Source organism: Micromonospora lacuserhaii (assembly GCF_036902735.1).
Taxonomy (GTDB): domain Bacteria; phylum Actinomycetota; class Actinomycetes; order Mycobacteriales; family Micromonosporaceae; genus Micromonospora.
In genome coordinates this window covers 1-24366 of record NZ_JBAKHO010000069.1, presented here as the reverse complement: position 1 = coordinate 24366, position 24366 = coordinate 1, and the positions used below count along the sequence as shown (strand labels likewise).

Here is a 24366-nt window from a genome sequence, read left to right as displayed (position 1 = left end):
ACCCGACTTCGCCGCCGCCGTACACGCCACCACCGGCCGGGCGGCCACCGCCGGGCGCCGCCACACCGCCGGGCGGGCGGCCACCGCCGTAGACCCCGCTACCGGGCGCCGGTCGCCCGGGTACGCCGTTCGCGCCCCCCGGAGCGCCGTAGACGCCGCTACCCGCCGGCGCGCCGCCGTAGACGCCGCCCCGCGGCCGGTCCGCACCGGGACCGTCGCCGAAGCCGTCCTCCGGGCGACCGAGGGCGCCGGAGGAGAACGGGTCGTCCCGGCCCGGACGGTCGAGCGCGTCGCGGTCGTCGTCGCCCGGTGGCGGGTTGCGCCGGGAGCGGAGGATCCCGAAGACACCGGCGCCGACCAGCAGCGCGCCCAGCACGCCGATCGCCCCGATCAGGTAGGTGATCTGGTCCAGGCTGAGCCCGTCGGTCCAGGACTTCTCGGCCACCGGCTTGGGCGCCTTGGCGGCGCCCTCGGGGCCGTCCGCGCCCTTGGTCGACGGGGTGTAGGCGAGGATGTCGATCGGCTCGTCCTCGGAGAGCTCGCCGCCGTCGGAGACGGTGACGAAGGAGCGGCCGTCCGGGGTGTAGGAGATGGCCTCGCCGAACGGGTCGGCCAGCGGGGTGACCCGGGGCGTGGCGGTGGTGAGCGCCGCGAGGACGTCGCCACCCGTCACGTCGTACTCGAAGGCGTCCGCGTAGGTGCGCAGCACCACCTTGCTGCCGTCCGGGGAGCGGGCGGCGCCGGTGATGGCGACCCGGCCGATGATGTTCAGCGGGTTCTCGGTGGTGGTCTTCGGCAGGGTGATCTCGCCGACCTTCTTCATCGGCACCGGGTCGGTGTCGCCGCTGGGCAGCTTCCCCTGCGGGCTGTAGATCTCCGCCTTGCCGCTGGGCACCTTGGTGATCACCAGCGGCAGGCCGTTGGCCCCGATCAGCAGCGCCTCGGCGTCGTGCGGCTTGCCCTCCGGGTACGACATCCGGTGCAGCACCGGCTGCTTGGCCCCGGTGACCGTCATGCTCCACACCGCGATCCGGGGGCGCCGCTCCTTGCTGGTCACGTTGTCGCCGATGTCGGCGATCCAGAGCGTGTTGCCGTCCGGGGAGAGCGCGAGATCCTCGGTGTCGAACGGGCCGGAACCGGAGTAGCGGACCGGATCCTTGGCGATCTGACACTTGGTGTCGAGGAAGAAGACCTTCTTACGGCTCTCCTGCAGGGTGCCGTCGTTGATCACGATGTAGCCGGTCTTGGTGGCCACCAGCCCGGAGAGCTCGCGCAGCCGCGGATCCTCGATCGTGCACCGCTTCTTGCCCGGGGTCACGGGAGCGGACGAGGTGGGTGCCGCGAGGGCGACACCGGCGGATGCCACGGTAGCCCCCAGCAGGCCGAGGGCTACCGTGACCGAGGAAACAGCGCGGCGCATTCCGCCAGTGTCGCATGCCGGGCACGCGGCGAAGGTGCCCCGGGAGCGCTTCAGCGGGCGGCGCCGACCGCCTGCTGCTCGGACGCGGCGAACGGCGCCAGCTCGGCGGCGATCGCCTCGGAGACCCGTACGTGCAGCAGGGTCCCCTCCGGCAGGTGGGCGGTGCTCAGCACCTCACCCTGCCGGTGCAGCCGGGCGACCAGGTCACCACGGTCGTACGGCAGCACGGCGCGCACCTCCACCGCGGGGCGGGGCAGCCGCTCCTCGATGGCCTGGCGCAGCCCGTCGAGCCCCCGACCGTTGTAGGCGGAGACGAAGACGGCGTCCGGCCAGATCCGCTTGAGCCGCAGCAGGGTCTCCTCGTCGGCCGCGTCGGTCTTGTTGATCACCAGCAGCTCGGGCAGCCGGTCGGCGCCCACCTCGGAGAGCACCTCGCGGACCGCGCGAACCTGCTCCTCCGGGTCGGGGTGGGTGCCGTCGACCACGTGCACCACCAGGTCGGACTCGGCGACCTCCTCCAGCGTCGAGCGGAACGCCTCGACGATCTGGTGCGGCAGGTGCCGGACGAACCCGACGGTGTCGGAGAGGGTGTAGAGCCGCCCGTCGGAGGTGGTGGCCTTGCGGGTGGTCGGATCCAGGGTGGCGAAGAGCGCGTTCTCCACCAGCACTCCGGCGCCGGTGAGCCGGTTGAGCAGGCTCGACTTGCCGGCGTTGGTGTAGCCGGCGATCGCCACCGCTGGGACCGCGTTACGGGTACGGCGGGCGCGCTTGGTCTGGCGTACCGTCTTCATGCCCTTGATCTCCCGGCGCAGCCGGGAAATGCGGGTGCGAATCCGGCGCCGGTCGGTCTCCAGCTTGGTCTCACCGGGACCACGCAGACCCACGCCGCCGCCGGCGCCGCCGCCGCGACCGGAACCACCGGCCTGCCGGGACAACGTCTCACCCCAACCGCGCAGGCGCGGCAGCAGGTATTCGAGCTGAGCCAGCTCAACCTGCGCCTTACCTTCCTTGCTCTTGGCGTGCTGGGCGAAGATGTCGAGGATCAGCGCGGTGCGGTCGACCACCTTGACCTTGGTGCGCTGCTCCAGGTTGCGGAGCTGGGACGGGGAGAGTTCACCGTCGCAGATCACCGTGTCGGCGCCGGTGGCCAGCACCATCGCGCCCAGGTCGTCGACCTTGCCCCGGCCGATGTAGGTGGCCGGGTCGGGCCGGTTGCGCCGCTGGATCAGCCCCTCGAGCACCTGCGAGCCGGCCGTCTCGGCCAGCGCCGCGAGCTCGGTCAGGGAGTTGTCGGCGTCGCTCTGCGTGCCCTCGGTCCAGACGCCCACCAGGACCACCCGCTCCAGGCGCAGCTGCCGGTACTCGACCTCGGTGACATCGGTGAGTTCGGTGCTGAGGCCGGGGACCCGCCGCAGCGACTGCCGCTCCGACAGTTCCATCTCGCCGGTGGTGGCATCGAGCTCCTCGTCCTCGAAGGGCACGAAGCTCTCCTGGTCTCGCAAACTGGTCTCCTGTCCGTTTTGACGCTAAGGAAGCAATCCTGACATGTAGCAACGCGCCGCGCACCTGCTATATGCCCACCCTCGACCGGCGGAAAAGCGGGGGTGGATGCCGGCCGACCTCGGCGAGCGAGTAGAAATGCGGAGCGAGCCGCTCAGCGATGACGGAGGAACTTCCCGTGGCCATCACCCGCCTGCCGAGTGCAGGATTCTCGATCACCATCCGGATCGCGGTGACTGCGGACGCCTCCTCCATCGGGCGGCTCACCACCGCCGTCGGCGAGGCCGGCGCGATCGTCACCGCGCTGGACGTGGTCGACTCCGACCCGACCAGCGTGATCGTCGACCTGACCTGCGACACCGCCGACACCGGCCACGCCGACCAGGTGGTCGACGCGCTGACCGCGCTCGACGGGGTGGACGTCCGCAAGGTCTCCGACCGGACGTTCCTGCTGCACCTCGGTGGCAAGATCGAGGTCACCTCCAAGGTCGGCCTGCGCACCCGCGACGAGCTGTCCCGGGCGTACACCCCGGGGGTGGCCCGGGTCTGCATGGCCATCGCGGAGAACCCGGCCGATGCCCGGCGGCTGACCATCAAGCGCAACACGGTCGCGGTGGTCAGCGACGGCTCGGCCGTGCTGGGCCTGGGCAACCTCGGGCCGGCGGCCTCGCTGCCGGTGATGGAGGGCAAGGCGGCGCTGTTCAAGCGCTTCGGCGGGGTGGACGCCTGGCCGGTAGTGCTCGACACCCAGGACACCGACGAGATCGTCGCGATCGTCAAGGCGATCGCGCCGGCGTACGGCGGGATCAACCTGGAGGACATCGCCGCGCCGCGCTGCTTCGAGATCGAGGCCCGGCTGCGCGAGGCGCTGGACATCCCGGTCTTCCACGACGACCAGCACGGCACCGCCATCTGCGTGCTGGCCGCGCTGACCAACGCGCTGCGCGTCGTGGGCAAGCAGCTCTCGGACGTCCGGGTGGTCGTCTCCGGCGCCGGCGCGGCCGGCACCGCGATCATGAAGCTGCTGCTACGCCAGGGCGTGGGCGACATCATCGCGTACGACCGCCGGGGCGCCCTGCACCGCGGCCTGGCCGACCTGAACCCGGCCTGGCGGTGGCTGGCCGAGAACACCAACAAGGAGAACTACTCCGGCGACCTGCCGGGCGCGGTGCGCGGCGCGGACGTCTTCATCGGGGTGAGCGCGCCGAACCTGCTCACCGGGGACGACATCGCCACCATGGCGAAGGACTCGATCGTCTTCGCGCTGGCCAACCCGGACCCGGAGGTCGACCCCCGGGAGGCCCGCAAGCACGCCGCGGTGGTCGCCACCGGCCGCTCCGACCAGCCGAACCAGATCAACAACGTGCTCGCCTTCCCCGGCGTCTTCCGCGGCATGCTCGACGCGCACGCCGAGGAGTTCACCGAGGAGATGGCGATCGCCGCCGCCCGGGCCATCGCCGACGTGGTCGGCGAGGACAAGATCAACCCGACGGTGATCGTGCCGAGCGTCTTCGACTCCCGGGTCGCCCCGGCCGTGGCGGCGGCGGTCCGCGCCGCGGCGCAGAACCCGGCGGCCACCCCCCGCCCGGCCGCCGACCCCGGCCCGGCCGACCTCCCCGAGATCGCCGCCAACGCCTCCGCCACCCCCTGATCCACCCGCCTCCGGGTGCGTTTCTTGTCGCTCAAGCGACAAGAAACGCACCCGACCGGCCGACCTCATGATGACCGCTGGGGTCGGACCCCAAGGGTTGGCACGCTTTGCTCTGCTGACGCCACGGCAACACCCGACGTCCGCTATCCGGACATCGGGTGTTGCGCCCGCTGCAGCAGAGCAAAGCGTGCCGGACAGGGTTGCGCTTCCGGTCCCCTCGCGACGGGGACGGGTTGGGACGGGACGGGGCGGGTCAGGGCAGGAACGCCGCGGGGGTGAGCTCGCCGGTGGCGACCAGGACCGCGGGGCCGGAGAGCCAGCAGGAGTCCTCCGTCACCGTGACGGTGAGGCGACCGCCGGGGACGTCGACGGCGACCGTGCCGGTGTCCCGGGCCGCGTCACGCAGGGCCACCGCGCCGACCGCGCAGGCGCCGGTGCCGCAGGAGAGCGTCTCGGCCGAGCCGCGCTCGTAGACCCGCATCAGCACGTGCCCGTCCACCCCGGCGACCGGCTCGCCGGGGGCGGTGAACTCGACGTTCACCCCGGCCGGGAAGAGCGCGGCGTCGAAGTCGGGGGCGCGGGTCAGGTCCAGGGCGGTCAGGTCGAGGCCGGCGGGCAGGGCGCAGACCAGGTGCGGGTTGCCGACGTCCACCGCCGACCCGGTCAGGGTCAGCCCGCCCAGGGTCGCGGTCGACGCGTCGTACACCCGAGGGCGTTGCATCTCGACGGCGATGGTCTCGCCCTCGACCCGCGCGCGCACGACGCCGGCCCGGGTGGCCACCGGCAGCGCCGCGCCAGCCGGCGTCGCCAGCCCGGTCTCCAGCAGGTAGCGGACGAAGACCCGGGCGCCGTTGCCGCACATCTCGGCGAACGAGCCGTCGGAGTTCCAGTAGTCCATGAACCACTCGGCCTCGCCCGCGAGGGCGGCCCCGTCCGGATGCTTGGCCGCACGGACCACCCGCAGCACGCCGTCCCCGCCGACGCCGCGCCGCCGGTCACAGATCGCGGCGACCAGGCCGGGCGTCAGGTCGAGCGCCCCGTCCGGGTCGGGCAGGATGACGAAATCGTTGCCGGTGCCGTGGCCCTTGGTGAACTCCACGCCCCCATCATCGCCGATGGTCGGCGACCAGTCGCAGCGCAGTGTCGACAAACGCCGGCGAGGCCGAGTCGAGCCAGTGGATCCGCGGATCCCGGCGGAACCAGGAGCGCTGCCGGCGGACGAACCGCCGGGTGGCCCGGATCGTCTCGTCGTGCGCCTCGGCCTCCGTCAGCTCCCCGGCCAGGAAACGCAGCACCTGCTGGTAGCCGAGCGCCCGACTGGCCGTCCGCCCCTCGGGCAGCCCCCGGCCGACCAGCTCGCGGGTCTCGGCGACCAGGCCGTCGGCCCACATCCGGTCCACCCGCAGCGCGATCCGCTCGTCCAACAGCGCCGTGTCCAGGTCGACACCGAGCTGCACCGACGGGTAGTACGGCGTCGGCTCGGGCAGCGACGCGGTGAACGGCTGGCCGGTCAGCTCGATCACCTCCAGCGCCCGGACGATCCGCCGGCCGTTGCCGGGCAGGATCCCCTCCGCCGCCACCGGGTCGGCCGCGCGCAGCCGGGCGTGCAGCGGGGCCGGGCCGACCGCGGCCAGCTCCGCCTCCAGCCGCTCCCGCACCAGCGGATCGGTGCCGGGGAACTCGAACTGCTCCAGCACCGCCCGCACGTACAGCCCGGAGCCGCCGACCAGCAGCGGCACCCTCCCCCGGGCCAGGATGTCGTCGACCGCCTTCCGGGCCAGCCGCTGGTACTCGGCGACGCTGGCCGGCTCGGTCACCTCCCAGATGTCCAGCAGGTGGTGCGGCACGCCGTCCCGTTCGGCGTGGGTGAGCTTGGCGGTGCCGATGTCCAGGCCCCGGTAGAGCTGCATCGAGTCGGCGTTGACCACCTCGCCGCCGAGCGCGTGCGCCAGCGCGATGCTCAACGCCGACTTGCCAGCGGCGGTCGGCCCGACCACCGCCACGACCACGCCGGTCACGCCGGTCTCCAGTTCGCCACGAAGTAGGAAACGCCGTAGGGGGCGTCGGCGTAGCTCAGCTCGCCCCGCCAGTCCCCGCCGGCCGCCCGGACCGCGCCGGCCAGCACCTGCCAGGGGGCCCGCCCGGCCACCCGCAGCTCCGCCGACAGCCCCGGGTCAAGGCCGAGCAGCGCCTCGGCGTCCGCGGCGGCCAGGGCCCGGGCCACCCCCTCGTCGTACGCCCCGGCGCGCGGGTCGTCGTAGCCCGGCGACTTCTGGCCGCGGCAGGCCGACCCGTCCCCCATCACCAGCAGCGCCCAGGGCCGGTCCGACCCGATCCGCTCCCCCAGCGCCCGGCACCCGGCCACCGGCTCGTCGTCGGCGACGGTCATCATCCGGTACGTCCGGCCGGTGGGCTCGGGCGCGCGCCTCAGCAGCCAGGCGCCCACCAGGAGGCCGAGCGGAAGCGGGTCGCCCTCGTCGGGGCCGTCGGGCCGGTCGGCCAGACGCACCTCCAGCGGCAGCCCCCAGGGCGTGAAGGAGCCCCGGAAGGGCGAGAAGTACTCGGCGCCCCGGGCGTTCCCGGCGACCACCACCAGGCTCTCCGGCCCCGTCTCGAGGAGCCCGGCGACGGCGGCGTCCGCGGCGGCGCGGAGGTCGTCCAGCTCCGGCGCGGCGGCGCCGGCAAGCTCCGGAACGATCAGCGGCGGATGGGGACAGACGGCAGCGGCGACCAGAGACACGGGTTCACCGTAGCCGGACGCGCCGGTGCGTCTCCCCGCCGATCCGGCCATTCGGGCGGTAGGACACCGTATGGTCACGGTCGGCGACAGGCGCTCGACGCGGACGGGGGCGGACCTGTGACAATGCCGGAAGTAACTTTGCTGCGCCGTGGCGGCGATCGCGGGGACCCTCCCGTCGACGCCGGGAGAACGAGGATGGGCACATGAGCGACTGGACTGCCTTCGGACGGGTGGACGCGGACGGCACCGTGTACGTCAAGACCACCGAGGGCGAGCGGGTGGTCGGATCCTGGCAGGCGGGAGCCCCGGAGGAGGGGCTGGCCCACTTCGCCCGGCGCTTCGCCGACCTGGTGACCGAGGTGGACCTGACCGAGGCCCGGCTCAACTCGGGCGCGGCGGACGCCGGCCACTCACTGACGACGATCCGTCGGATCCGCGCCTCGCTGAACGAGGCGCACGTGGTCGGCGACATCGACGCGCTGGCCGCGCGGCTGGACAAGCTCGCCGTGGTCGCCGAGGAGAAGGCCGGTGAGGCGCGCGCCGCCAAGGACGCGGCCCGGGTCGAGGCGCTGGCCCGCAAGACCGCCCTGGTCGAGGAGGCCGAGAAGCTGGCCGCCGAGTCGACCGGCTGGAAGACCGCCGGGGACCGGCTCAAGGAGATCCTCGACGAGTGGAAGACCATCCGCGGCGTCGACAAGAAGGCCGACGGCGAGCTGTGGAAGCGGTTCGCGGCGGCCCGGGACGGTTTCACCCGGCGCCGGGGCGCCCACTTCGCCTCCCTCGACCAGCAGCGCAAGCAGGCGCAGACGGTCAAGGAGGAGCTGGTCGCCGAGGCCGAGAAGCTGCGCGAGTCCACCGACTGGGCGGCCACCGCCAACCAGCTCAAGGACCTGATGAACCAGTGGAAGGCCGCGCCCCGCGCCTCCAAGGAGGCGGAGCAGAAGCTCTGGGAACGGTTCCGGGCCGCCCAGGACGCGTTCTTCAGCCGGCGCAGTGAGGTCTTCTCGGCGCGGGACAACGAGCAGAAGGCCAACCTGGAGCGCAAGCAGGCCCTGATCGTCGAGGCCGAGGCGCTGGACGTCGACGGTGACCCGAAGGGCGCGCAGGCCAAGCTGCGGGAGATCCAGGCGCAGTGGCACGAGGCCGGCCGGGTGCCGCGGGAGGCCGCCGCCGGGCTGGAGCGCCGGCTGCGGGCCGTCGACGACAAGGTCCGCGAGGTCATGGACTCGGCCTGGCGGCGCACCACCAAGGAGGACAACCCGCTGCTCGCGCAGATGCGGTCGCAGGTGGCCGAGGCCGAGGAGCGGCTGGCCCGGGCGCAGGCCGCCGGGGATGCCCGCCGGATCAAGGAGGCCGAGCAGGCGCTCGCCTCGAAGCGGCAGTTCCTCCAGCTCGCCGAGCGGGCCGGCTGACGCGCACGCGTTCCGAAAGCCCCCGCTCCCACCTCGGGAGCGGGGGCTTTCGCGCCCCGCGCTACTTCCCGTGGGCTGGTTGACGCATCGAGGTGGGCTGATCAGAATGAGCGGCAGAGCCAGGTCGGGCACCGGGGCGAGGGCACCGACGGAGCACACCGCCGTCGGCAGTCGGCGGTGCTGCACGCGAGTGGACGCGTCCTTCGTGACGTGTCCCGTCGCGCACTGTCCGCGTACTCGAATAGAAGCGTGACGTGCGGGCGGGCCGCCCCCGGTCCTTCCCCGCGTCGCCGTCGCGGCGCCGGGGCATCCGAAGTGGAGCTCGCATGCACCGACCCACCGCCCTCGGCGGCGCGCTGACCGCGCTCGCCACCGCCGCGGCCGGCGTCCTCGCCGCCGCCGCCGTCAGCACCACCCCGGCCGCCGCCGCCACCGGCGGCACCGGCACCGGCTACCTGCACACCAGCGGCAGCAAGATCGTGGACAGGGCCGGCGCCACGGTCCGGCTGACCGGCATCAACTGGTTCGGCATGGAGACCGACAACAAGACCTTCCACGGCCTGTGGTCCAGCAACCCGTGGCGGGGGCAACTCGACAAAATGGCCAGCCTGGGCTACAACACCCTGCGCATCCCCTACTCGAACGACGCGCTGAAGCCGGGCGCCACCGCGAGCGGGATCAACGACTACGTCAACCCGGACCTGGTCGGGCTCTCCCCGCTGCAGATCCTGGACAAGGTGATCGACTACGCCGGGGGCAAGGGGATGCGGGTCATCCTGGACCGGCACCGGCCCACCGCGGCCGGGCAGTCGCCGCTCTGGTACACCTCGACCGTCTCCGAGGCGACCTGGATCAACGACTGGAAGATGCTCGCCCAGCGGTACGCGGGCAACCCGACCGTGATCGGCGCCGACCTGCACAACGAGCCGCACGCCGAGGGCACCAACCCGGCCGCCACCGGCGCCTGCTGGGGTTGCGGGGACACCGCCCGGGACTGGCGGCTGGCCGCCGAGCGCGCCGGCAACGCGATCCTCGGCGTGCAGCCCAACTGGCTGATCTTCGTGGAGGGGGTGAGCTGCCCCAGCGGCGGCCTGTCGAACGTCTGGGACGGCGACCCCAGCAACGACGAGGACTGCGGCTGGTGGGGCGGCAACCTGTCGAAGGCCGGGCAGTTCCCGGTCCGGCTGAACGTGGCGAACCGGCTGGTCTACTCGCCGCACGAGTACGCCACCTCGGTCTACCACCAGGCCTGGTTCGACGACCCGTCCTACCCGGCGAACATGCCGGCCATCTGGGACAAGTACTGGGGTTACCTCTACAAGCAGAACGTCGCCCCGATCATGATGGGTGAGTTCGGCACCACGCTGCAGGACCCGAAGGACAAGGTCTGGCTGGAGAACCTGATGGCCTACACCGGCAGCGGGGTGAACGGGATGTCCTTCACCTACTGGTCGTGGAACCCGAACTCCGGTGACACCGGCGGCATCGCCCTGGACGACTGGACCAGCATCAACACCGCCAAGCAGGCGATCCTCCAGCCGTACCTGATCGCCCCCGTGGGCGGGGGCGGCGGCAACCCGTCGCCGACGCCGACCGGCTCGCCGACCCCGACCCCGACCGGCTCACCCACCGGCGACCCGGTGCCGACCGGCGCCTGCACGGCCGGCTACCAGCAGGTCAACGCCTGGCAGGGCGGCTTCCAGGGCGAGCTGAGCGTGAAGAACACCGGCACCGGCACGCCGAACCCGTGGTCGGTCACCTGGAGCTGGCCCGCCGGGGTGACCCTGGCCAGCGGCTGGAACGCCACCGTGACGCAGTCCGGCACGACGGTCACCGCGGCCGCCCCCGACTGGGCGAGGGCCCTCGCTCCGGGCGCGTCGGTGACGATCGGCTTCACCGCGAACGGCGCGGCCACCACGCCGGGCACGGTGAAGCTCAACGGCACCGCCTGCTGAGACTCCGGGCCCGGTCGGCGACGGGCCCGGGCGACGGCCGGGGCCTCCCCGCGGAGGTCCCGGCCGTCGGCGGTGCGGTCAGTGCGCCGCGCAGCCACCCGTCGCCGCGGGCGCCGCCGGCGGCGCGCCGATCGTGGGCAGCCCGAGCAGCACCCCGGGGGTACGCGGGGAGCGGCCAGCCTCGGCGGCGTCACCGGCCCGGGTACGCCGGTGCGACAGCGGCTCGCCGTCGGCGTTGAGGTGGTGCGGGGCGGCGTACGTGACGGTGGTGTGCACGATGTCGCCGGGGCGGATCGACCCCGCGAACGAGCCGGCGTCGCCGCGCTGGCCGTTCGCTCCGGCTCCGCCCGTCGCGAAGTGGATCAGGCGGCCGTCGCGGGCGCGGCCGGACATCCGGCCGGTGCGCTCGTCCTTGCGCCCCTCGCCGACGGCGACCAGCACCTCGACGGTCTCCCCCACCAGGCGCTTGTTCTCCGCCCAGGTGATCTCCTCCACCGTGGCGATCAGCCGGTCGTAGCGTTCCTGCACCACCTGCTTGGGCAGTTGGTCGTCCATGGTGGCGGCCGGGGTGCCGGGACGCTTCGAGTACTGGAAGGTGAACGCCGAGGAGAACCGGGCCTCGCGGACCACGTCCAGGGTGCGCTGGAAGTCGGCCTCGGTCTCGCCGGGGAAGCCGACGATGATGTCGGTGGTGATCGCCGCGTCCGGCATCGCCGCCCGGACCTTCTCGATGATCCCCAGGTACTTCTCCGACCGGTACGACCGGCGCATCGCCTTCAGCACGTCGTCCGAGCCGGACTGCAACGGCATGTGCAGCGAGTGGCAGACGTTCGGCGTCTCGGCCATCGCGGCGATCACGTCGTCGGTGAAGTCCTTCGGGTGCGGGCTGGTGAACCGGACCCGCTCCAGCCCGTCGATGTCGCCACAGGCCCGCAGCAGCTCGGCGAATGCCGACCGGCCACCACTGCGCTTCCAGTTCGGCTCGCCAGCGTCGCCGAACGCCACCCCGTAGGAGTTGACGTTCTGCCCGAGCAGGGTCACCTCCAGCACGCCCTCGTCGACCAGGGCGCGCACCTCGGAGAGGATGTCGCCGGGGCGCCGGTCCTTCTCCTTGCCGCGCAGGCTGGGCACGATGCAGAAGGTGCAGGTGTTGTTGCAGCCCACCGAGATCGACACCCAGCCGGCGTACGTCGACTCGCGCCGGGTCGGCAGGGTGGAGGGGAAGACGTCGAGGGACTCGAGGATCTCCACCTCGGCGGCAGCGTTGTGCCGGGCCCGCTCCAGGAGCACCGGCAGCGAGCCGATGTTGTGGGTGCCGAAGACCACGTCCACCCACGGCGCCTTGCGGACGATGTCGCCGCGGTCCTTCTGGGCCAGGCAGCCGCCGACGGCAATCTGCATGCCGGGGCGCTGGTTCTTCGCGGGACGCAGGCGGCCGAGGTTGCCGTAGAGCCGGTTGTCGGCGTTCTCCCGGACCGCGCAGGTGTTGAACACCACCACGTCGGGGTCGTCGTCCATCCCGGCCGCGCGGACGTAGCCGGCCTGCTCCAGCAGACCGGAGATGCGCTCGGAGTCGTGCACGTTCATCTGGCAGCCGTACGTCACGACGTTGTAGGTCCTAGCCACCTGCTCGGCGCCCCTTTCCTCGGGCTACCAGGGTAGCGGCCCCGCCGGTCGGGCCGAGCCCCGCGCCGAGGGCGGCGCGGAGCGGGGCACTGATGGCATCGTTGGTCGGAGTCGCCGACCTCAGGAGGAGAGATGTGCCGGAGCATCAAGACGCTGCGTGAGCCGTACGTGCCCGAGGTGACCCCGGCGGACATCGACGCCGCCGCGTTGCAGTACGTCCGGAAGATCTCGGGGTTCCGGGCGCCCGCCGCGCACAACGCCGCGGCCTTCGACGAGGCGGTGCGGGCGGTCGCCGCCGCCACCGCGACCCTGCTCGACCAGTTGGTGGTCCGGGGCGGCCAGCCGGCAGGCGGTCGGGGCTCCGCACCGGCCTGACCGTCGACCGGGCCGGCCGACGGCCGGGAGCGGTGGCACGGGCCGCAGCCGGCCCGCGCCACGCGGGATGCGGTCGAGCGCGGCCGGCCGGCGTGGCCGCGCAACGGTCAGGCCGCGGCCAGGGCCGGGTTCACCGAGTCGGGGGCCCAGCGGGACCGGTGGCACCGGGACCAGCCCCGGCAGCCGGGGTGCGCCTCGGTGCAGAGCCGCTGGTTGCTGAGCACCTCGCCGTCGTCGGTCTCGGTGACGTCGAAGTGCACCGGCCGGATGGTGCCGTCCGGGGCGACCAGCAGGTGCCGCCCGGCGTCGAGGGTGTCGTCGGTGAGCAGGCAGTTGCGGTCGAGCAGCCGGGCCAGGGCGGCGATGCTGCTGCGCTCGTTGAGCCGCTCGGGGACCCCGTAGCAGTCGACCATCGTGCCGAACTCCCCCGGCGCCTCCCAGACGTCGCAGATCACCGCGTACGTGGGCAGCCGCGCCGGATCGGCCACGGCGAGGGGCATCACCACCCGGCCGAGGGCCTCGGCCAGCGCCGGGTAGACCTCCACGGGGGCCACCCGGTCGATTCTCCAGTTCCACAGCTCGGTCACGCCGCCTCCTCGCTGCGTTCGTCCCACCAGCCTCCGGATCGGGCCTTACTGACGATGGTGGAGGGCATATGACCTCAGCCGGGGGCAAGTTACCGGTCTGTGACCATTACGGGCCAAATTTCCCCGAGCGCCGTTGCTCGGAGTGGCGGGAAGGTGACAGTTTATCGGGTATGGTGCCCGTTCGGCGGACCCCACGCCCGGCCCGCCCGGGTCAGCGCACCACGACCATCGACTCCCCGCGCGGCAGCAGCTCACCGATCACCGTGCCGCCGGGCACCTCGCCGGCGACCAGCAGGCCGCCGGAGGTCTGCGCGTCGGCCAGCAGCAGCCGGTCCGCCTCCGGGATCGACCCGAAGTCGGTCCACGGGGAGACCCAGTCCCGGTTCCGCCGGGTGCCGCCGCTGACGTACCCGTCCCGGACGGCCTCCCGCGCGCCGGCCAGGTACGGCACCCGGGCGGCGTCGATCGCGACGGTGAGCCGGCTGGCCCGGGCCAGCTTGCTGGCGTGCCCGAGCAGCCCGAATCCGGTGACGTCGGTGCCGCAGCGGATGCCGGCGGCGACCGCGGCCCGGGCGGCGTCCCGGTTGAGTGTGGTCATCGCGGCGACCGCCTCGGCGAAGACCTCGCCGGTGGCCTTGTGCCGGGTGTTCAGCACCCCCACGCCGAGCGGCTTGGTCAGCGACAGCGGCAGCCCGGCGCGCCCGGCGTCCAGCGTGATCAGCTCGTCCGGGCGGACCAGCCCGGTGACCGCGAGCCCGTACTTCGGGCCGTCGTCGTCGACGCTGTGCCCGCCGGCGAGGTGGCAGCCGGCCGCGCGGGCGACGTCCTGACCGCCGCGCAGCACCTCGCGGGCCAGCTCCAACGGCAGCGTCTCCCGCGGCCAGCAGAGCAGGTTGAGGGCGACCAGCGGGGTGCCGCCCATCGCGTACACGTCGGAGAGCGCGTTCGCGGCGGCGATGCGACCCCAGTCGTACGCGTCGTCCACCACCGGGGTGAAGAAGTCGGCGGTGGTGACCAGGCCGGTCCGCTCGTCCAGCCGGACCACCGCGGCGTCGTCGCCGTTCTCCAGCCCGACCAGCAGTTCGGCGGTGCCGGTGGCCGGACCGAGCCCGGCCACCATCGCCTCCAGCTCGCCGGGCGGGATCTTGCAGGCGCAGCCGCCGCCCCGGGCGTGATCCGTCAGCCGGAAGCGATCCGTCATCCCCACATGATCTCCGCGAAATGTCACCGCCGCCACTCAAGGGGGCCTGAGCGGGACGGAATTCGGACTCTCGGCGATCTGCGGGACCGGTGTTACCGCTCCGTGACCCACTGAGTTGCGTTCCGCCATGTCACCCCGCCTACAGTTGCCCACAACCGGGGGTCCACGACCCCGTTTCCGCAACGACCACAGGGACGGTGGACGACGTGACGACGGGCGAACCGCTCATCGTGCTGGACGGGGTCAACAAGTGGTTCGGCCCACTCCACGTGCTCGACGACGTGTCACTCTCCGTCGGCAAGGGCGAGGTCGTCGTCGTGATCGGCCCCTCGGGTTCCGGCAAGTCGACGCTCTGCCGGGCGATCAACCGCCTCGAACCGATCAACTCGGGCACCATCACCTTCGACGGGCAGCCGCTGCCCGCCGAGGGCAAGGCGCTGGCGAAGCTGCGCAGCGAGGTCGGCATGGTCTTCCAGTCGTTCAACCTGTTCGCGCACAAGACGATCCTCGAGAACGTCACCCTCGGGCCGGTGAAGGTCCGCAAGGAGAAGCCGGCCGTCGCCCGCGAGCGCGGCCTGGCGCTGCTCGACCGGGTCGGCATCGCCAACCAGGCCGAGAAGTACCCGGCCCAGCTCTCCGGCGGCCAGCAGCAGCGGGCGGCGATCGCCCGCGCGCTGGCCATGCAGCCCAAGGCGATGCTCTTCGACGAGCCGACCAGCGCGCTCGACCCGGAGATGGTCGGCGAGGTGCTGGACGTGATGACCTCGCTGGCCAGTGAGGGCATGACGATGGTCGTGGTGACCCACGAGATGGGCTTCGCCCGGCACGCCGCGAACCGGGTCATCTTCATGGCCGACGGCCAACTCGTCGAGGACGCCCCGCCCGCCGAGTTCTTCGCGAACCCCCGCAGCGAGCGGGCCCGCGACTTCCTCTCCAAGATCCTCACGCACTGAGCGTCCGTTGTGTGGAGCGCGCCGCTGTCCGGCGGCTCCGTCGAAGAAGGAGATTGAGTATGCGTATGAAGCGCGTAGCCGCGCTCGCCGCGGCCGCGACCCTGGCGCTCGGCATGGCCGCCTGCGGCGGCGATGACGCCGACGAGGGCACCGGCGCCGGCAGCAAGTCCTTCGCCGCCGGCAGCACCATGGAGAAGCTCAACAAGGCCCAGAAGATCAAGGTCGGCACCAAGTTCGACCAGCCGGGCTTCGGTCAGAAGGGCCTGTCGGGCAAGCCGGAGGGCTTCGACGTCGAGATCGCGAAGATCATCGTCAAGGAGCTCGGCATCCCCGAGGACAAGATCGAGTACGTCGAGACGCCGTCGAAGGTCCGTGAAGACAAGATCATCGACGGCAGCGTCGACCTGGTCGCGGCGACCTACACGATCAACGACAAGCGCAAGGAGCGGATCGCCTTCGCTGGGCCGTACTACGAGGCCGGCCAGAACATCCTGGTCAAGAAGGACGACACCACCATCACCGGGCCGGACTCCTTCAAGGACGGCACCAAGAAGGTCTGCTCGGTCACCGGCTCGACCCCGGCCGAGAACATCAAGAAGTACGTCAAGGACGTCGGCACCCAGCTGGTGCTCTTCGACACCTACGACAAGTGCCGCGACGCCCTCAAGGGCGGCCAGGTCAACGCCGTCACCACGGACAACGTGATCCTGCTCGGCTACATCGCCAAGGACGAGGCGTCGTTCAAGCTGGCCGGCGACAACTTCACCAAGGAGCCGTACGGCATCGGCGTGAAGAAGGACGACACCGCGTTCCGGACCTTCATCAACGACATCCTGGAGAAGGCGATCTCGGACGGTCGCTGGAAGAAGGCGTGGGACGACACCGCGGGCAAGTTCGGCGCGGAGCTGGGCACCCCGCCGACCATCAACCGCTACTGATCTGACCTCGATCTGGAGGGTGGGGAGGAACACCGACCCGTGAATGTGCTCATCGACAAGTTCGACGTCTTTGCGGGCGGTTTCTGGCTCACCCTCCAGATCTGCGTGCTCGCCGCGATCGGCGCCCTGATCCTGGGTGCCGTCGTGGCGGTGCTCCGCATCTCGCCGGTGCCGCCGCTGCGCGCGATCGGCACCGGATACGTGAACGTCTTCCGGAACATGCCACTGACCGTGGTGATGTTCTTCGCCGCGTTCGGTCTGCCGGTACTCGGCTCCAACGCTGATTTCCTGCGCGTCCCCGGCCTGGACGCGGTGTTCAGCCGGCTCGACACGGACCTGCCGTATTTCCGGTTCGCGCTGATCGCGCTGGTGCTCTACACCGCGGCGTTCGTCTGCGAGGCGCTGCGGTCCGGGGTGAACGCGGTGCCGGCCGGTCAGGCCGAGGCGGCCCGATCGCTGGGCCTGACCTTCGGGCAGAACCTGCGCCACGTGGTGCTGCCGCAGTCCTGGAAGGCCTCGATCGTGCCGCTCGGCTCGGTGATCATCGCGATGATCAAGAACTCGGCCCTGGTCGGCTTCTTCGGGGTGGTCGGCGATCTCTCGCAGAGCGCCGACCAGCTCACCTCCGCCGAGGGGTACGCCTTCATCCCGGTCGCCATCGGCATCTCGATCGGCTACCTGATCATGACCGTGCCGCTCGGTGCCCTGCTCGACCGGATCGAGAAGCGACAGGCGGTGGCCCGATGAGTCAGCAGACCAGCGTCCTCTACGACGTCCCCGGTCCCCGCCAGCGCCGGATCACCCTGATCACCAGCCTGGTCGCCACGGTGGTGCTGCTGGTCGCGGCGTACCTCCTGATCTACCGGCCGCTGGACGCCAAGGGCCAGTTCTCGATGGAGCTCTGGGGGCCGCTGGTCGACCCCTCGAACGAGAACTTCCCCCTGGTCTGGGACCGGATCGGCCTCGGCTTCAAGAACACCCTGATCGCCGCCGCGCTGGCCATCGTCTCCTCGCTGGTGGTCGGCACCGTGCTCGCGGTGCTGCGGATCCAGCTCAAGAGCCTGACCCGGCGCCGGTTCACCGGGCTGGCCACGCCGCTGGCGTACCTGCTGCGCGGACTGAGCGTGCTGCTCTCCGCGGTCACCCGGGTCTGCGTCGAGGTGTTCCGCGGCCTGCCGGTGGTGCTCACCATCTTCTTCGTCGCGCGCGGCTTCCCCGAGTTCGGCATCTCCTTCGACAACCTCTGGTACCTGGTCATCGGTCTGACCGTCTACAACTCGGTGGTCATCGCCGAGATCCTCCGCTCCGGCATGGAGGGGCTGCCCGGCGGGCAGGCGGAGGCCGCCGCCGCGATCGGACTCTCCCCGGCGCAGACCACCCGGATGATCCTCCTGCCGCAGGCCTTCCGGATCATGCTGCCGGCGCTGATCAGCCAGCTGGTCGTGGTGCTCAAGGACACCTCGCTGGGCTTCATCATCAGCTACGAGGAGACCCTGAACATCGGCAAGCAGATCATCGGCGTGCTGGGCAACCCGATCCAGGTGTACGTGGTGATCGCGGCGCTCTTCATCACGGTGAACTACTCGCTGTCGAAGCTCGCCCAGTACGTCCAGCGCCGGCTCTCCCGGGGCCGCAAGACCGCCGGCACGCCGGCGCAGAACCCGCCCCCGGCCGCGCTCACCGCGCAGGCCGAGGGCGCCGGCAGCGGTATCTGACCTCCGGCGTACGACGAAAGGGCCGGCCCTCGCGGGCCGGCCCTTTCCGTGCCTTACCCCGTCAGCGGGCGATCTCGGTGACCCGGGACTCGCGGACCACCGTCACCCGGATCTGACCGGGGTAGGTCAGCTCCTCCTCGATCTGCTTGGCCACGTCCCGGGCCAGCACCGCCGCGCCGATGTCGTCCACGTCGTCCGGCTTGACCATCACCCGGATCTCCCGGCCGGCCTGCATGGCGAAGACCTTCTCCACGCCGAGCTTGCCGGCCGCGATCTCCTCGATCCGCTCCAGCCGCTTGACGTACGCCTCCAGGCTCTCCCGCCGCGCGCCCGGCCGGCCGCCGGAACAGGCGTCCGACGCCTGGGTGAGCACGGCCTCGATGGTCTGCGGCGGCACCTCGTTGTGGTGCGCCTCGATGGCGTGCACGACGTCCTCGCTCTCGCCGTACTTGCGGGCCAGGTCGGCGCCGATGATGGCGTGACTGCCCTCCACCTCGTGGGTGAGCGCCTTGCCGATGTCGTGCAGGAACGCCGACCGCTTGATGGTGGGCACGTCCAGTCGCAGCTCGGCGGCCATGATCCCGGCGATGTGCGCGGTCTCCACCAGGTGCTTGAGCACGTTCTGCCCGTACGACGTTCGGTACCGCAGCCGGCCGAGCAGGGTGACCAGCTCCGGGTGGATCTCGGTGATGCCCACCTCGACGAGGGCGTCCTCGGCGGCCCGGTGGCAGAGCTCCTCCACCTCCTCGCGGGCCAGCTCGTAGACCTCCTCGATCCGGTGCGGGTGGATCCGGCCGTCGAGGACCAGCTTCTCCAGGGTGAGCCGGCCGACCTCGCGGCGGACCGGGTCGAAGCAGGAGAGCAGCACCGCCTCGGGGGTGTCGTCGATGATCAGGTTCACCCCGGTCACCGACTCGAAGGCGCGGATGTTGCGCCCCTCCCGGCCGATGATCCGGCCCTTCATCTCGTCACCGGGCAGGTGCAGGACGCTGACCACGCTCTCCGCGGTCTGCTCGCTCGCCACCCGCTGGATGGCGTCCACCACGATGTGCCGGGCGCGCTGTTCGGCGGTGTTGCGGGCGTCCGACTCGATGTCCCGCACCAGCAGCGCCGCTTCCCGCTTCGCCTGGGTCTCGATCGCCTCGATCAGCTCGGCCCGGGCGGCGTCGGCGGTGAGCCCGGCGACCCGTTCCAGTTCGCGCCGGCGCCGCTCCTCGGCCAGGGTCAGCTCGACCTCCCGCTCGGTCACCGCCGCCTCCCGCTCGGCCAGCGCCGCGCTGGCCGAGGTGAGCTGCCGCTCCCGCTCGGCGAGCCGCTCGACCTCCTCGGTGTGCAGCCGCTCCCGCTCGTCCATCCGGGCGGCCCGGCGTTCCACCTCGGCGGCCTGCTCCCGGGTCGTCGCGGCGAGCACGGCGACCTCCCGCTCGCCGCTGCGCCGGGCGCTGGCCCGCAACTGCTCGGCGTCGGCCTCGGCCTGCTTGTGGGCCCGTTCCAGGATGGTGTCGGCCTCGGCGCGGGCGTCGTCGAGCACCCGACCCGCCTCGGCCCGGGCCGCCTTCGCCTCGGCCTTGGCACCGGCCGCCTCGGCGCGGGCGGCGGACGCGGCCGACTTCGCCACGTCGATGGTGCTGTTCACCTCGTCGGCGGCGGTCCGCAGCGCGGCGAGGGACTGCTCCTGGCGGTCCTTCTCGGCGATGAAGGCCGGGTCCTCCGGGGCCGGGGCCGCGCCGAAGCTGCGCAGCGCGCGGACGCCGAAGAGCACGGCGCCCACCACCACCGCGGCGAGCACCAGCACCGCCACCAGCAGCACCACGTCGAAGGGGCTCATGCCGGAACTCCGGCGCCCCGGCCGGCGATGGCCGGCTGCCGGGTGAGGGTCGAGCATTGCCGCACGGCCGTCGCGCACCGCCGGATGCCGACGACGGCACCGCGCCCGTCGACACCCCCTCGGGACCACTGGTCCCTGTGCCGCCCCGCCATGGCCGCCTCCCCCTGAACGTCGACGCCGCAGGGGACCGTGCCGCAGGGCACGAACCTCTGCGGCTCTGGATGCCCGACCGAGCGGCTGGCCGTGGGGTATGGCTCTCCGCCGGCGGTGCCCTCGCGGGGCAACGCCGACATCCGGGTGCAGTTGTCGGAACGGCCCCGGACCGGCTGTCCGGAGCTGCCGTCAAAGGCCGGTGGAGCTGGCCAAAGTGATGCTGTTCTGTTACGAGATCTATGTTGTGCGCTTAGCCTGCGCTGGTCGGGCAACGTGAGCCTGTATGGCGAGGCTAGGTCGCCGGGGGCCGTTCGGTCAAGAACTCATGATCAAACCCCCCGAACGGAGAGAAGTTGTGCCGTCACCCGTTGGTGAAGGCATGCCGGACAGGAGCGGACAAACGGTCCGCGCCGAAGATCGATGAGTCGGCTTCCGGACCTGCTCAGCAGCACCGCCGCCGCGCCCAGCGCCGCGCCCGCCGGCAGACGGGCCGCGAGGTCGGCCTTGCAAGATCACCCTCGTTCCTGGATGTAGTGGCATCGTCACGTGTCGGAGGCCACTACATCCCGGAACGAGCGCGATGTTGCCGGCGCCTTCCGAGGGGTGCCGGCGGCACACGGGGCCCGGCGGCAGGCGGATACCCGGCGGCACGTCCGCGCCCGCCCCGACGGGCGCACCTTCCTACGCGGCCCGGTGCCCGGCGGCACGCGGGTGCGGGCGCGCGGGGGTCAGGTGGCGCCGAGGGCGACGGCGGCCTCGACCAGGGCGGCGTTGTCGGGTGCGGGGCTGCCGTCCGGCAGGTGCAGGGTGTCCTCCAGGCCGATCCGGGTGTCCAGGCCCCGGCGTACCGCCTCGGCGAGCACCGGCCAGGCGGCCCGCCCCTCGCCGTGCAGCAGCACCGGCGGGCCGTCGGCGTCGAGGACGGCGAGGATGGCCGCGGCGTCCGCCAGCGCCGCCGTCGGGTCGTCGGGGGTGCACTCGACCAGGACCCGCCCTGCCGGCACCCGCCAGCCGCGCCACGCCCGGGCGGCGTCGACCGTCCAGAGGCCGGCCTCGACCAGAATTCCCCGCCCGTGCAGCGCGGCGGCGACCGCCTCAGCTCCCTCCTCGTGCACGTTGACCGAGGTGAAATCGGGCAGCACCGGCCAGGCGCGGACGGCCGCCACCCGGGCGGCCGGGTCCGGCTCGACCCAGGCACCGGTGGTCACCCCGACCGGAAGCCCCGGCCGGAGGGCCCGCAGCGCGGTCAGCGCCCCGGCGACCACCGCCGGGGCCAGCGACTCGTCGCCGGCGTCGTCGCGGGGATGCAGGTGCACCGCCGCCACGCCGAGATCGGCGCAGCGGGCCGCGTCGGCGGCGAGCTGATCCGGGGTGACCGGCACGGCGCGGTGCTCCCACCGGCTCCGGCCGCCGTTGAGGCACGCCTTCAGCACCGGCTCGTCACCCCGGTGCCGGCTGACCGCCACGACCGTGGCTCACCCGGCTCCACGACCGTCCCGGTCGAGCTCGCCCTCGGCGTCGGCGAGGGCGTCGGCGTCGATCTGGTCGGCGAACTCGGCGGCCTCGGCGCTCTGCGCGGCGAGCGCGTCCTTGACCGCCCGGATCGCCACGCCCGGCGGGTAGCCCTTGCGGGCGAGCATCCCCACCAGCCGGCGGAACACCGCGTCGGGCTCGCCGCGGGCGGAACGCAGCTTCCGCTCCACCAGGGCGCGTGCCGTCTCCGCCTCGGTCTCCTCGTCCAGCTCGCCGAGGGCCTCGCTGGCGATCTCGCCGTCCACCCCGCGCTGGCGCAGCTCGTTGGCGAGCGCCCGGCGGGCCAGGCCCCGGCCGGTGTGGCGGCTGGAGATCCAGGCGCGCGCGAAGGCGGCGTCGTCGATGATGCCGACCTCGTCGTACCGGTCGAGGACCTCGGCCGACACCTCGTCGGAGATGCCCCGCTTGGTCAGCGCGCCGGCCAGCTCGGCCCGGGTGCGCGGGCGGACCGCCAGCTGCCGCAGGCAGATCTCCCGGGCCACCTCGGCCTCGTCGCGCGGGGGCGCCGGGGTCGTCGCCTCGGGATCGGTCTCGTCGGCACGGCCCCGGCGGCCACCGCGACGGGGTCGGGGCGCGTCGGTGCCGTCACCCGTACGGGGTGGGCTGGCGTCCCAGCCTCGCCCCGTACGGGCGCGTCGTCCGGCCACTTACCGGCGGCCGATCAGAAGTCGACCGGCGGCAGCTCGGGGCCACCGGCGGCGTCGCCCGCGCCGACCCCGACGCCGAGCTTCTCCAGGATCTTCTTCTCGATCTCGGCGGCCACGTCCGGGTTCTCCTTGAGGAACTCCCGGGCCTTCTCCTTGCCCTGGCCCAGCTGGTCACCGTCGTAGGTGTACCAGGCGCCGGACTTGCGGATGATCGCCTGCTCCACGCCGACGTCGATCAGCGAGCCCTCGCGGGAGATGCCCTTGCCGTACATGATGTCGAACTCGGCCTGCTTGAACGGCGCGGCGACCTTGTTCTTCACGACCTTGACCCGGGTGCGGTTACCGACCACGTCGGTGCCGTCCTTGAGGCTCTCGATGCGGCGCACGTCGAGCCGGACCGAGGCGTAGAACTTCAGCGCTCGACCACCGGTGGTGGTCTCCGGGCTGCCGAACATCACGCCGATCTTCTCGCGGAGCTGGTTGATGAAGATCGCCGTGGTGCCGGTGTTGTTGAGCACACCGGTGATCTTCCGCAGCGCCTGGCTCATCAGCCGGGCCTGCAGACCCACGTGGCTGTCGCCCATCTCGCCCTCGATCTCGGCGCGCGGCACCAGGGCCGCCACCGAGTCGATCACGACGATGTCGATCGCGCCGGAGCGGACCAGCATGTCCGTGATCTCCAGCGCCTGCTCGCCGGTGTCCGGCTGGGAGACCAGCAGGGCGTCGGTGTCGACGCCGAGGGCCTTCGCGTAATCCGGGTCGAGCGCGTGCTCGGCGTCGATGAAGGCGGCGATGCCGCCGGCCCGCTGGGCGTTGGCCACCGCATGCAGGGCGACCGTGGTCTTACCGCTGGATTCGGGACCGTAGATCTCGACGACCCTGCCGCGGGGCAGACCGCCCACGCCGAGCGCCACATCGAGGGCGATCGAGCCGGTGGGGATCACCGAGGTCTGGATGACCGGCCGCTCGCCCAGCCGCATCACCGAACCCTTGCCGAACTGCTTGTCGATCTGAGCGAGAGCAAGGTCGAGTGCCTTCTCTCGATCGGGCCCTGCGGCCATGTTTGCCACCCCTGCCTTCGCCGGCGTCTTTCCTGAGCTTCGCGTCACGCGGACACGCTAGGCGCTGGGTCCGACAGAAAACCAGCCGACGGGCCGTGAGCTGTGGACGAGCACCCCGCTGTGGACAATAGCCGAACAGGTGTACGACTCGGTAAGCGACACGCGGAACCGGGGAACCGGCTGCTCAGCGCAGCCGCGCGGGCACCCGGTCGGGGTAGGCGGCACAGACCGCGCGCCAGACCACGTGGGTCTGCTCACCCGATCTCAACGCCTGCTCGATGGTCCGGCCGCCGAGCTGGGAGAGCACCTGGTCGCGGGCGATGCTGGCCGCGTAGCCGGGGCCGAACGCCTCCTCCAACCGGGCCCAGAAGTCGGTCAGCCGCACGTGATCATTCCTCCTCGTCGGGTGCCCTGCGCGGCACCGGCCGCAACGCTAGCGCCACCAGGGGCACCACCGCGATCGCCGCCAGCAGGGTGAGGGTCGGATAACCCGCCGCCCGCATGACAAACCCGCTCAGCGCGGCCGCCCCGGCCCCGGCCAGCCCCATCACCAGGTCGGAGAGCCCCTGCACGCTGGGCCGCACGGCCGCTGGCACCGACTCCGACAGCAGCGTGGAGCCGGCCACCATGGTGCCGGACCAGCCCAGCCCGAGCAGGACCAGGCCGACCGAGAGTCGGGCGGTGTGGTGCCCGGCGGTCCCGGCGACCGCGCACGCGGCCAGCAGCGTCCCGACCCCGCCCAGGATGACGGCGCGGCGCCCCCACCGGTCGGTGAGCCAGCCCACCAGCGGGGAGAGCGCGTACATGCCGGCGATGTGCAGGCTCAGCACCAGCCCCACCACCCGCAGCACGTCGGCGTCGGAGTGCGACTCGCCGAGGCGTACCGGGGTCATCGACATCACCGCGACCATCACCAGGTGGCCCACCGCGACCGCGGCGATGCCGAGCCGGGCGCCGGGCCGCTCGCGTACCACCCGCCGGGCCGCCCGCATCCCCGTGCCGCGCCGGGCCGGCGGCGCCACTGCGGCCACCGCCTCCGCCGGCGGGGTGAGGTCCGGCCCGGCGGCGACC

General features: G+C 72.4%; 22 protein-coding genes. 8 read left to right on the top strand and 14 right to left on the bottom strand.

From position 1 onward, the window contains the following. The coding region (locus tag V6U81_RS26615; protein WP_334493278.1) for a hypothetical protein at positions 1-1420 on the bottom strand (1420 nt) is incomplete at its 3' end. Positions 1421-1470: 50 nt separating this feature from the next. Further along, a complete protein-coding gene (hflX, locus tag V6U81_RS26610; RefSeq protein ID WP_334493276.1) occupies positions 1471-2922 on the bottom strand; it encodes a GTPase HflX in 1452 nt (483 codons plus the stop codon). Positions 2923-3098: 176 nt separating this feature from the next. Here hflX and V6U81_RS26605 point away from each other — a divergent pair, with 176 nt between their 5' ends. Then, entirely contained in the window at positions 3099-4571 is a 1473-nt protein-coding gene (locus V6U81_RS26605) for an NAD-dependent malic enzyme (RefSeq protein WP_334493274.1), read from the top strand. 253 nt (positions 4572-4824) lie between these two features. Here the strand turns inward: V6U81_RS26605 and dapF are convergent, their stop codons facing one another. Genes dapF through V6U81_RS26590 form a run of 3 tightly spaced genes read right to left on the bottom strand, consistent with a single transcriptional unit; the run spans position 4825 to position 7362 of the window. After that, positions 4825-5670, bottom strand: a complete 846-nt coding sequence (dapF, locus tag V6U81_RS26600; protein WP_334493271.1) for a diaminopimelate epimerase — start codon at positions 5668-5670, stop codon at positions 4825-4827. A gap of 7 nt (positions 5671-5677) precedes the next feature. Continuing rightward, positions 5678-6703, bottom strand: coding sequence for a tRNA (adenosine(37)-N6)-dimethylallyltransferase MiaA (miaA, locus tag V6U81_RS26595; protein WP_334493281.1), 1026 nt, complete (start codon positions 6701-6703; stop codon positions 5678-5680). Then, positions 6586-7362, bottom strand: coding sequence for a class III extradiol ring-cleavage dioxygenase family protein (locus tag V6U81_RS26590; RefSeq protein WP_334493269.1), 777 nt, complete (start codon positions 7360-7362; stop codon positions 6586-6588). The genes miaA and V6U81_RS26590 overlap by 118 nt, the downstream gene beginning before the upstream one ends. A 152-nt stretch (positions 7363-7514) precedes the next feature. Here V6U81_RS26590 and V6U81_RS26585 point away from each other — a divergent pair, with 152 nt between their 5' ends. After that, the gene (locus V6U81_RS26585; protein ID WP_334493266.1) at positions 7515-8723 is read left to right on the top strand and encodes a DUF349 domain-containing protein; all 1209 of its coding nucleotides are present in this window, start codon (positions 7515-7517) and stop codon (positions 8721-8723) included. Between the two features lie 326 nt (positions 8724-9049). Then, positions 9050-10678, top strand: coding sequence for a cellulase family glycosylhydrolase (locus V6U81_RS26580; protein ID WP_334493263.1), 1629 nt, complete (start codon positions 9050-9052; stop codon positions 10676-10678). A gap of 78 nt (positions 10679-10756) precedes the next feature. Here V6U81_RS26580 and miaB read toward each other — a convergent pair whose 3' ends face one another. Beyond that, positions 10757-12304 (bottom strand): tRNA (N6-isopentenyl adenosine(37)-C2)-methylthiotransferase MiaB, encoded by a 1548-nt coding sequence (gene miaB / locus V6U81_RS26575; RefSeq protein ID WP_334493260.1) that lies wholly within the window; start codon positions 12302-12304, stop codon positions 10757-10759. A gap of 132 nt (positions 12305-12436) precedes the next feature. On the opposite strand from miaB, the gene V6U81_RS26570 reads away from it, so the two are divergent. After that, positions 12437-12679: a DUF2277 family protein gene (locus V6U81_RS26570; protein WP_334493258.1), complete on the top strand. Its 243-nt coding sequence runs from the start codon at positions 12437-12439 to the stop codon at positions 12677-12679. A gap of 107 nt (positions 12680-12786) precedes the next feature. Here the strand turns inward: V6U81_RS26570 and V6U81_RS26565 are convergent, their stop codons facing one another. Both V6U81_RS26565 and selD read right to left on the bottom strand, forming a co-directional pair. Next, positions 12787-13266, bottom strand: a complete 480-nt coding sequence (locus tag V6U81_RS26565; RefSeq protein WP_334493255.1) for a hypothetical protein — start codon at positions 13264-13266, stop codon at positions 12787-12789. Positions 13267-13477: 211 nt separating this feature from the next. Continuing rightward, entirely contained in the window at positions 13478-14467 is a 990-nt protein-coding gene (selD, locus tag V6U81_RS26560) for a selenide, water dikinase SelD (RefSeq protein ID WP_334493252.1), read from the bottom strand. Positions 14468-14664: 197 nt separating this feature from the next. On the opposite strand from selD, the gene V6U81_RS26555 reads away from it, so the two are divergent. The 4 genes from V6U81_RS26555 to V6U81_RS26540 are packed head-to-tail and all read left to right on the top strand — an operon-like array spanning position 14665 to position 18073. Continuing rightward, the gene (locus V6U81_RS26555; RefSeq protein ID WP_334493249.1) at positions 14665-15420 is read left to right on the top strand and encodes an amino acid ABC transporter ATP-binding protein; all 756 of its coding nucleotides are present in this window, start codon (positions 14665-14667) and stop codon (positions 15418-15420) included. A gap of 59 nt (positions 15421-15479) precedes the next feature. After that, positions 15480-16358, top strand: a complete 879-nt coding sequence (locus V6U81_RS26550; protein ID WP_334493247.1) for a glutamate ABC transporter substrate-binding protein — start codon at positions 15480-15482, stop codon at positions 16356-16358. Between the two features lie 39 nt (positions 16359-16397). After that, positions 16398-17105, top strand: a complete 708-nt coding sequence (locus V6U81_RS26545) for an amino acid ABC transporter permease (protein ID WP_334493244.1) — start codon at positions 16398-16400, stop codon at positions 17103-17105. After that, the gene (locus V6U81_RS26540) at positions 17102-18073 is read left to right on the top strand and encodes an amino acid ABC transporter permease (RefSeq protein WP_334493241.1); all 972 of its coding nucleotides are present in this window, start codon (positions 17102-17104) and stop codon (positions 18071-18073) included. Before V6U81_RS26545 ends, V6U81_RS26540 begins: the two co-directional genes overlap by 4 nt. A 61-nt stretch (positions 18074-18134) precedes the next feature. Here V6U81_RS26540 and rny read toward each other — a convergent pair whose 3' ends face one another. From rny to V6U81_RS26510, 6 genes are all read right to left on the bottom strand, one after another. Beyond that, positions 18135-19901, bottom strand: coding sequence for a ribonuclease Y (rny, locus tag V6U81_RS26535; RefSeq protein WP_334493239.1), 1767 nt, complete (start codon positions 19899-19901; stop codon positions 18135-18137). Positions 19902-20782: 881 nt separating this feature from the next. Then, complete coding sequence (locus tag V6U81_RS26530) at positions 20783-21520, bottom strand: 3-keto-5-aminohexanoate cleavage protein (RefSeq protein WP_334493236.1); 738 nt, start codon at positions 21518-21520, stop codon at positions 20783-20785. A 9-nt stretch (positions 21521-21529) separates the two neighbouring features. Next, positions 21530-22234 (bottom strand): regulatory protein RecX, encoded by a 705-nt coding sequence (locus V6U81_RS26525; protein ID WP_334493233.1) that lies wholly within the window; start codon positions 22232-22234, stop codon positions 21530-21532. Positions 22235-22248: 14 nt separating this feature from the next. Next, positions 22249-23295 carry a recombinase RecA gene (recA, locus tag V6U81_RS26520; protein ID WP_088963361.1) on the bottom strand — a complete coding sequence of 349 codons (1047 nt, stop codon included), beginning with the start codon at positions 23293-23295 and terminating at the stop codon, positions 22249-22251. Between the two features lie 184 nt (positions 23296-23479). Next, on the bottom strand, positions 23480-23680 hold the full coding sequence (locus V6U81_RS26515) for a DUF3046 domain-containing protein (RefSeq protein WP_334493228.1): 201 nt from the start codon (positions 23678-23680) through the stop codon (positions 23480-23482). A 4-nt stretch (positions 23681-23684) separates the two neighbouring features. Continuing rightward, on the bottom strand, positions 23685-24366 hold a 682-nt coding region (locus tag V6U81_RS26510; protein ID WP_334493225.1), incomplete at its 5' end, for an MFS transporter.

Bases quoted from the DNA above. Each gene is read 5' to 3' on its own strand.
- V6U81_RS26590 (WP_334493269.1), bottom strand. From the start codon at position 7,362: ATGGCCGGATCGGCGGGGAGACGCACCGGCGCGTCCGGCTACGGTGAA.
- V6U81_RS26585 (WP_334493266.1), top strand. From the start codon at position 7,515: ATGAGCGACTGGACTGCCTTCGGACGGGTGGACGCGGACGGCACCGTG.
- V6U81_RS26570 (WP_334493258.1), top strand. From the start codon at position 12,437: ATGTGCCGGAGCATCAAGACGCTGCGTGAGCCGTACGTGCCCGAGGTG.
- V6U81_RS26580 (WP_334493263.1), top strand. From the start codon at position 9,050: ATGCACCGACCCACCGCCCTCGGCGGCGCGCTGACCGCGCTCGCCACC.
- rny (WP_334493239.1), bottom strand. From the start codon at position 19,901: ATGAGCCCCTTCGACGTGGTGCTGCTGGTGGCGGTGCTGGTGCTCGCC.
- V6U81_RS26550 (WP_334493247.1), top strand. From the start codon at position 15,480: ATGCGTATGAAGCGCGTAGCCGCGCTCGCCGCGGCCGCGACCCTGGCG.
- recA (WP_088963361.1), bottom strand. From the start codon at position 23,295: ATGGCCGCAGGGCCCGATCGAGAGAAGGCACTCGACCTTGCTCTCGCT.
- V6U81_RS26540 (WP_334493241.1), top strand. From the start codon at position 17,102: ATGAGTCAGCAGACCAGCGTCCTCTACGACGTCCCCGGTCCCCGCCAG.
- selD (WP_334493252.1), bottom strand. From the start codon at position 14,467: ATGACGGATCGCTTCCGGCTGACGGATCACGCCCGGGGCGGCGGCTGC.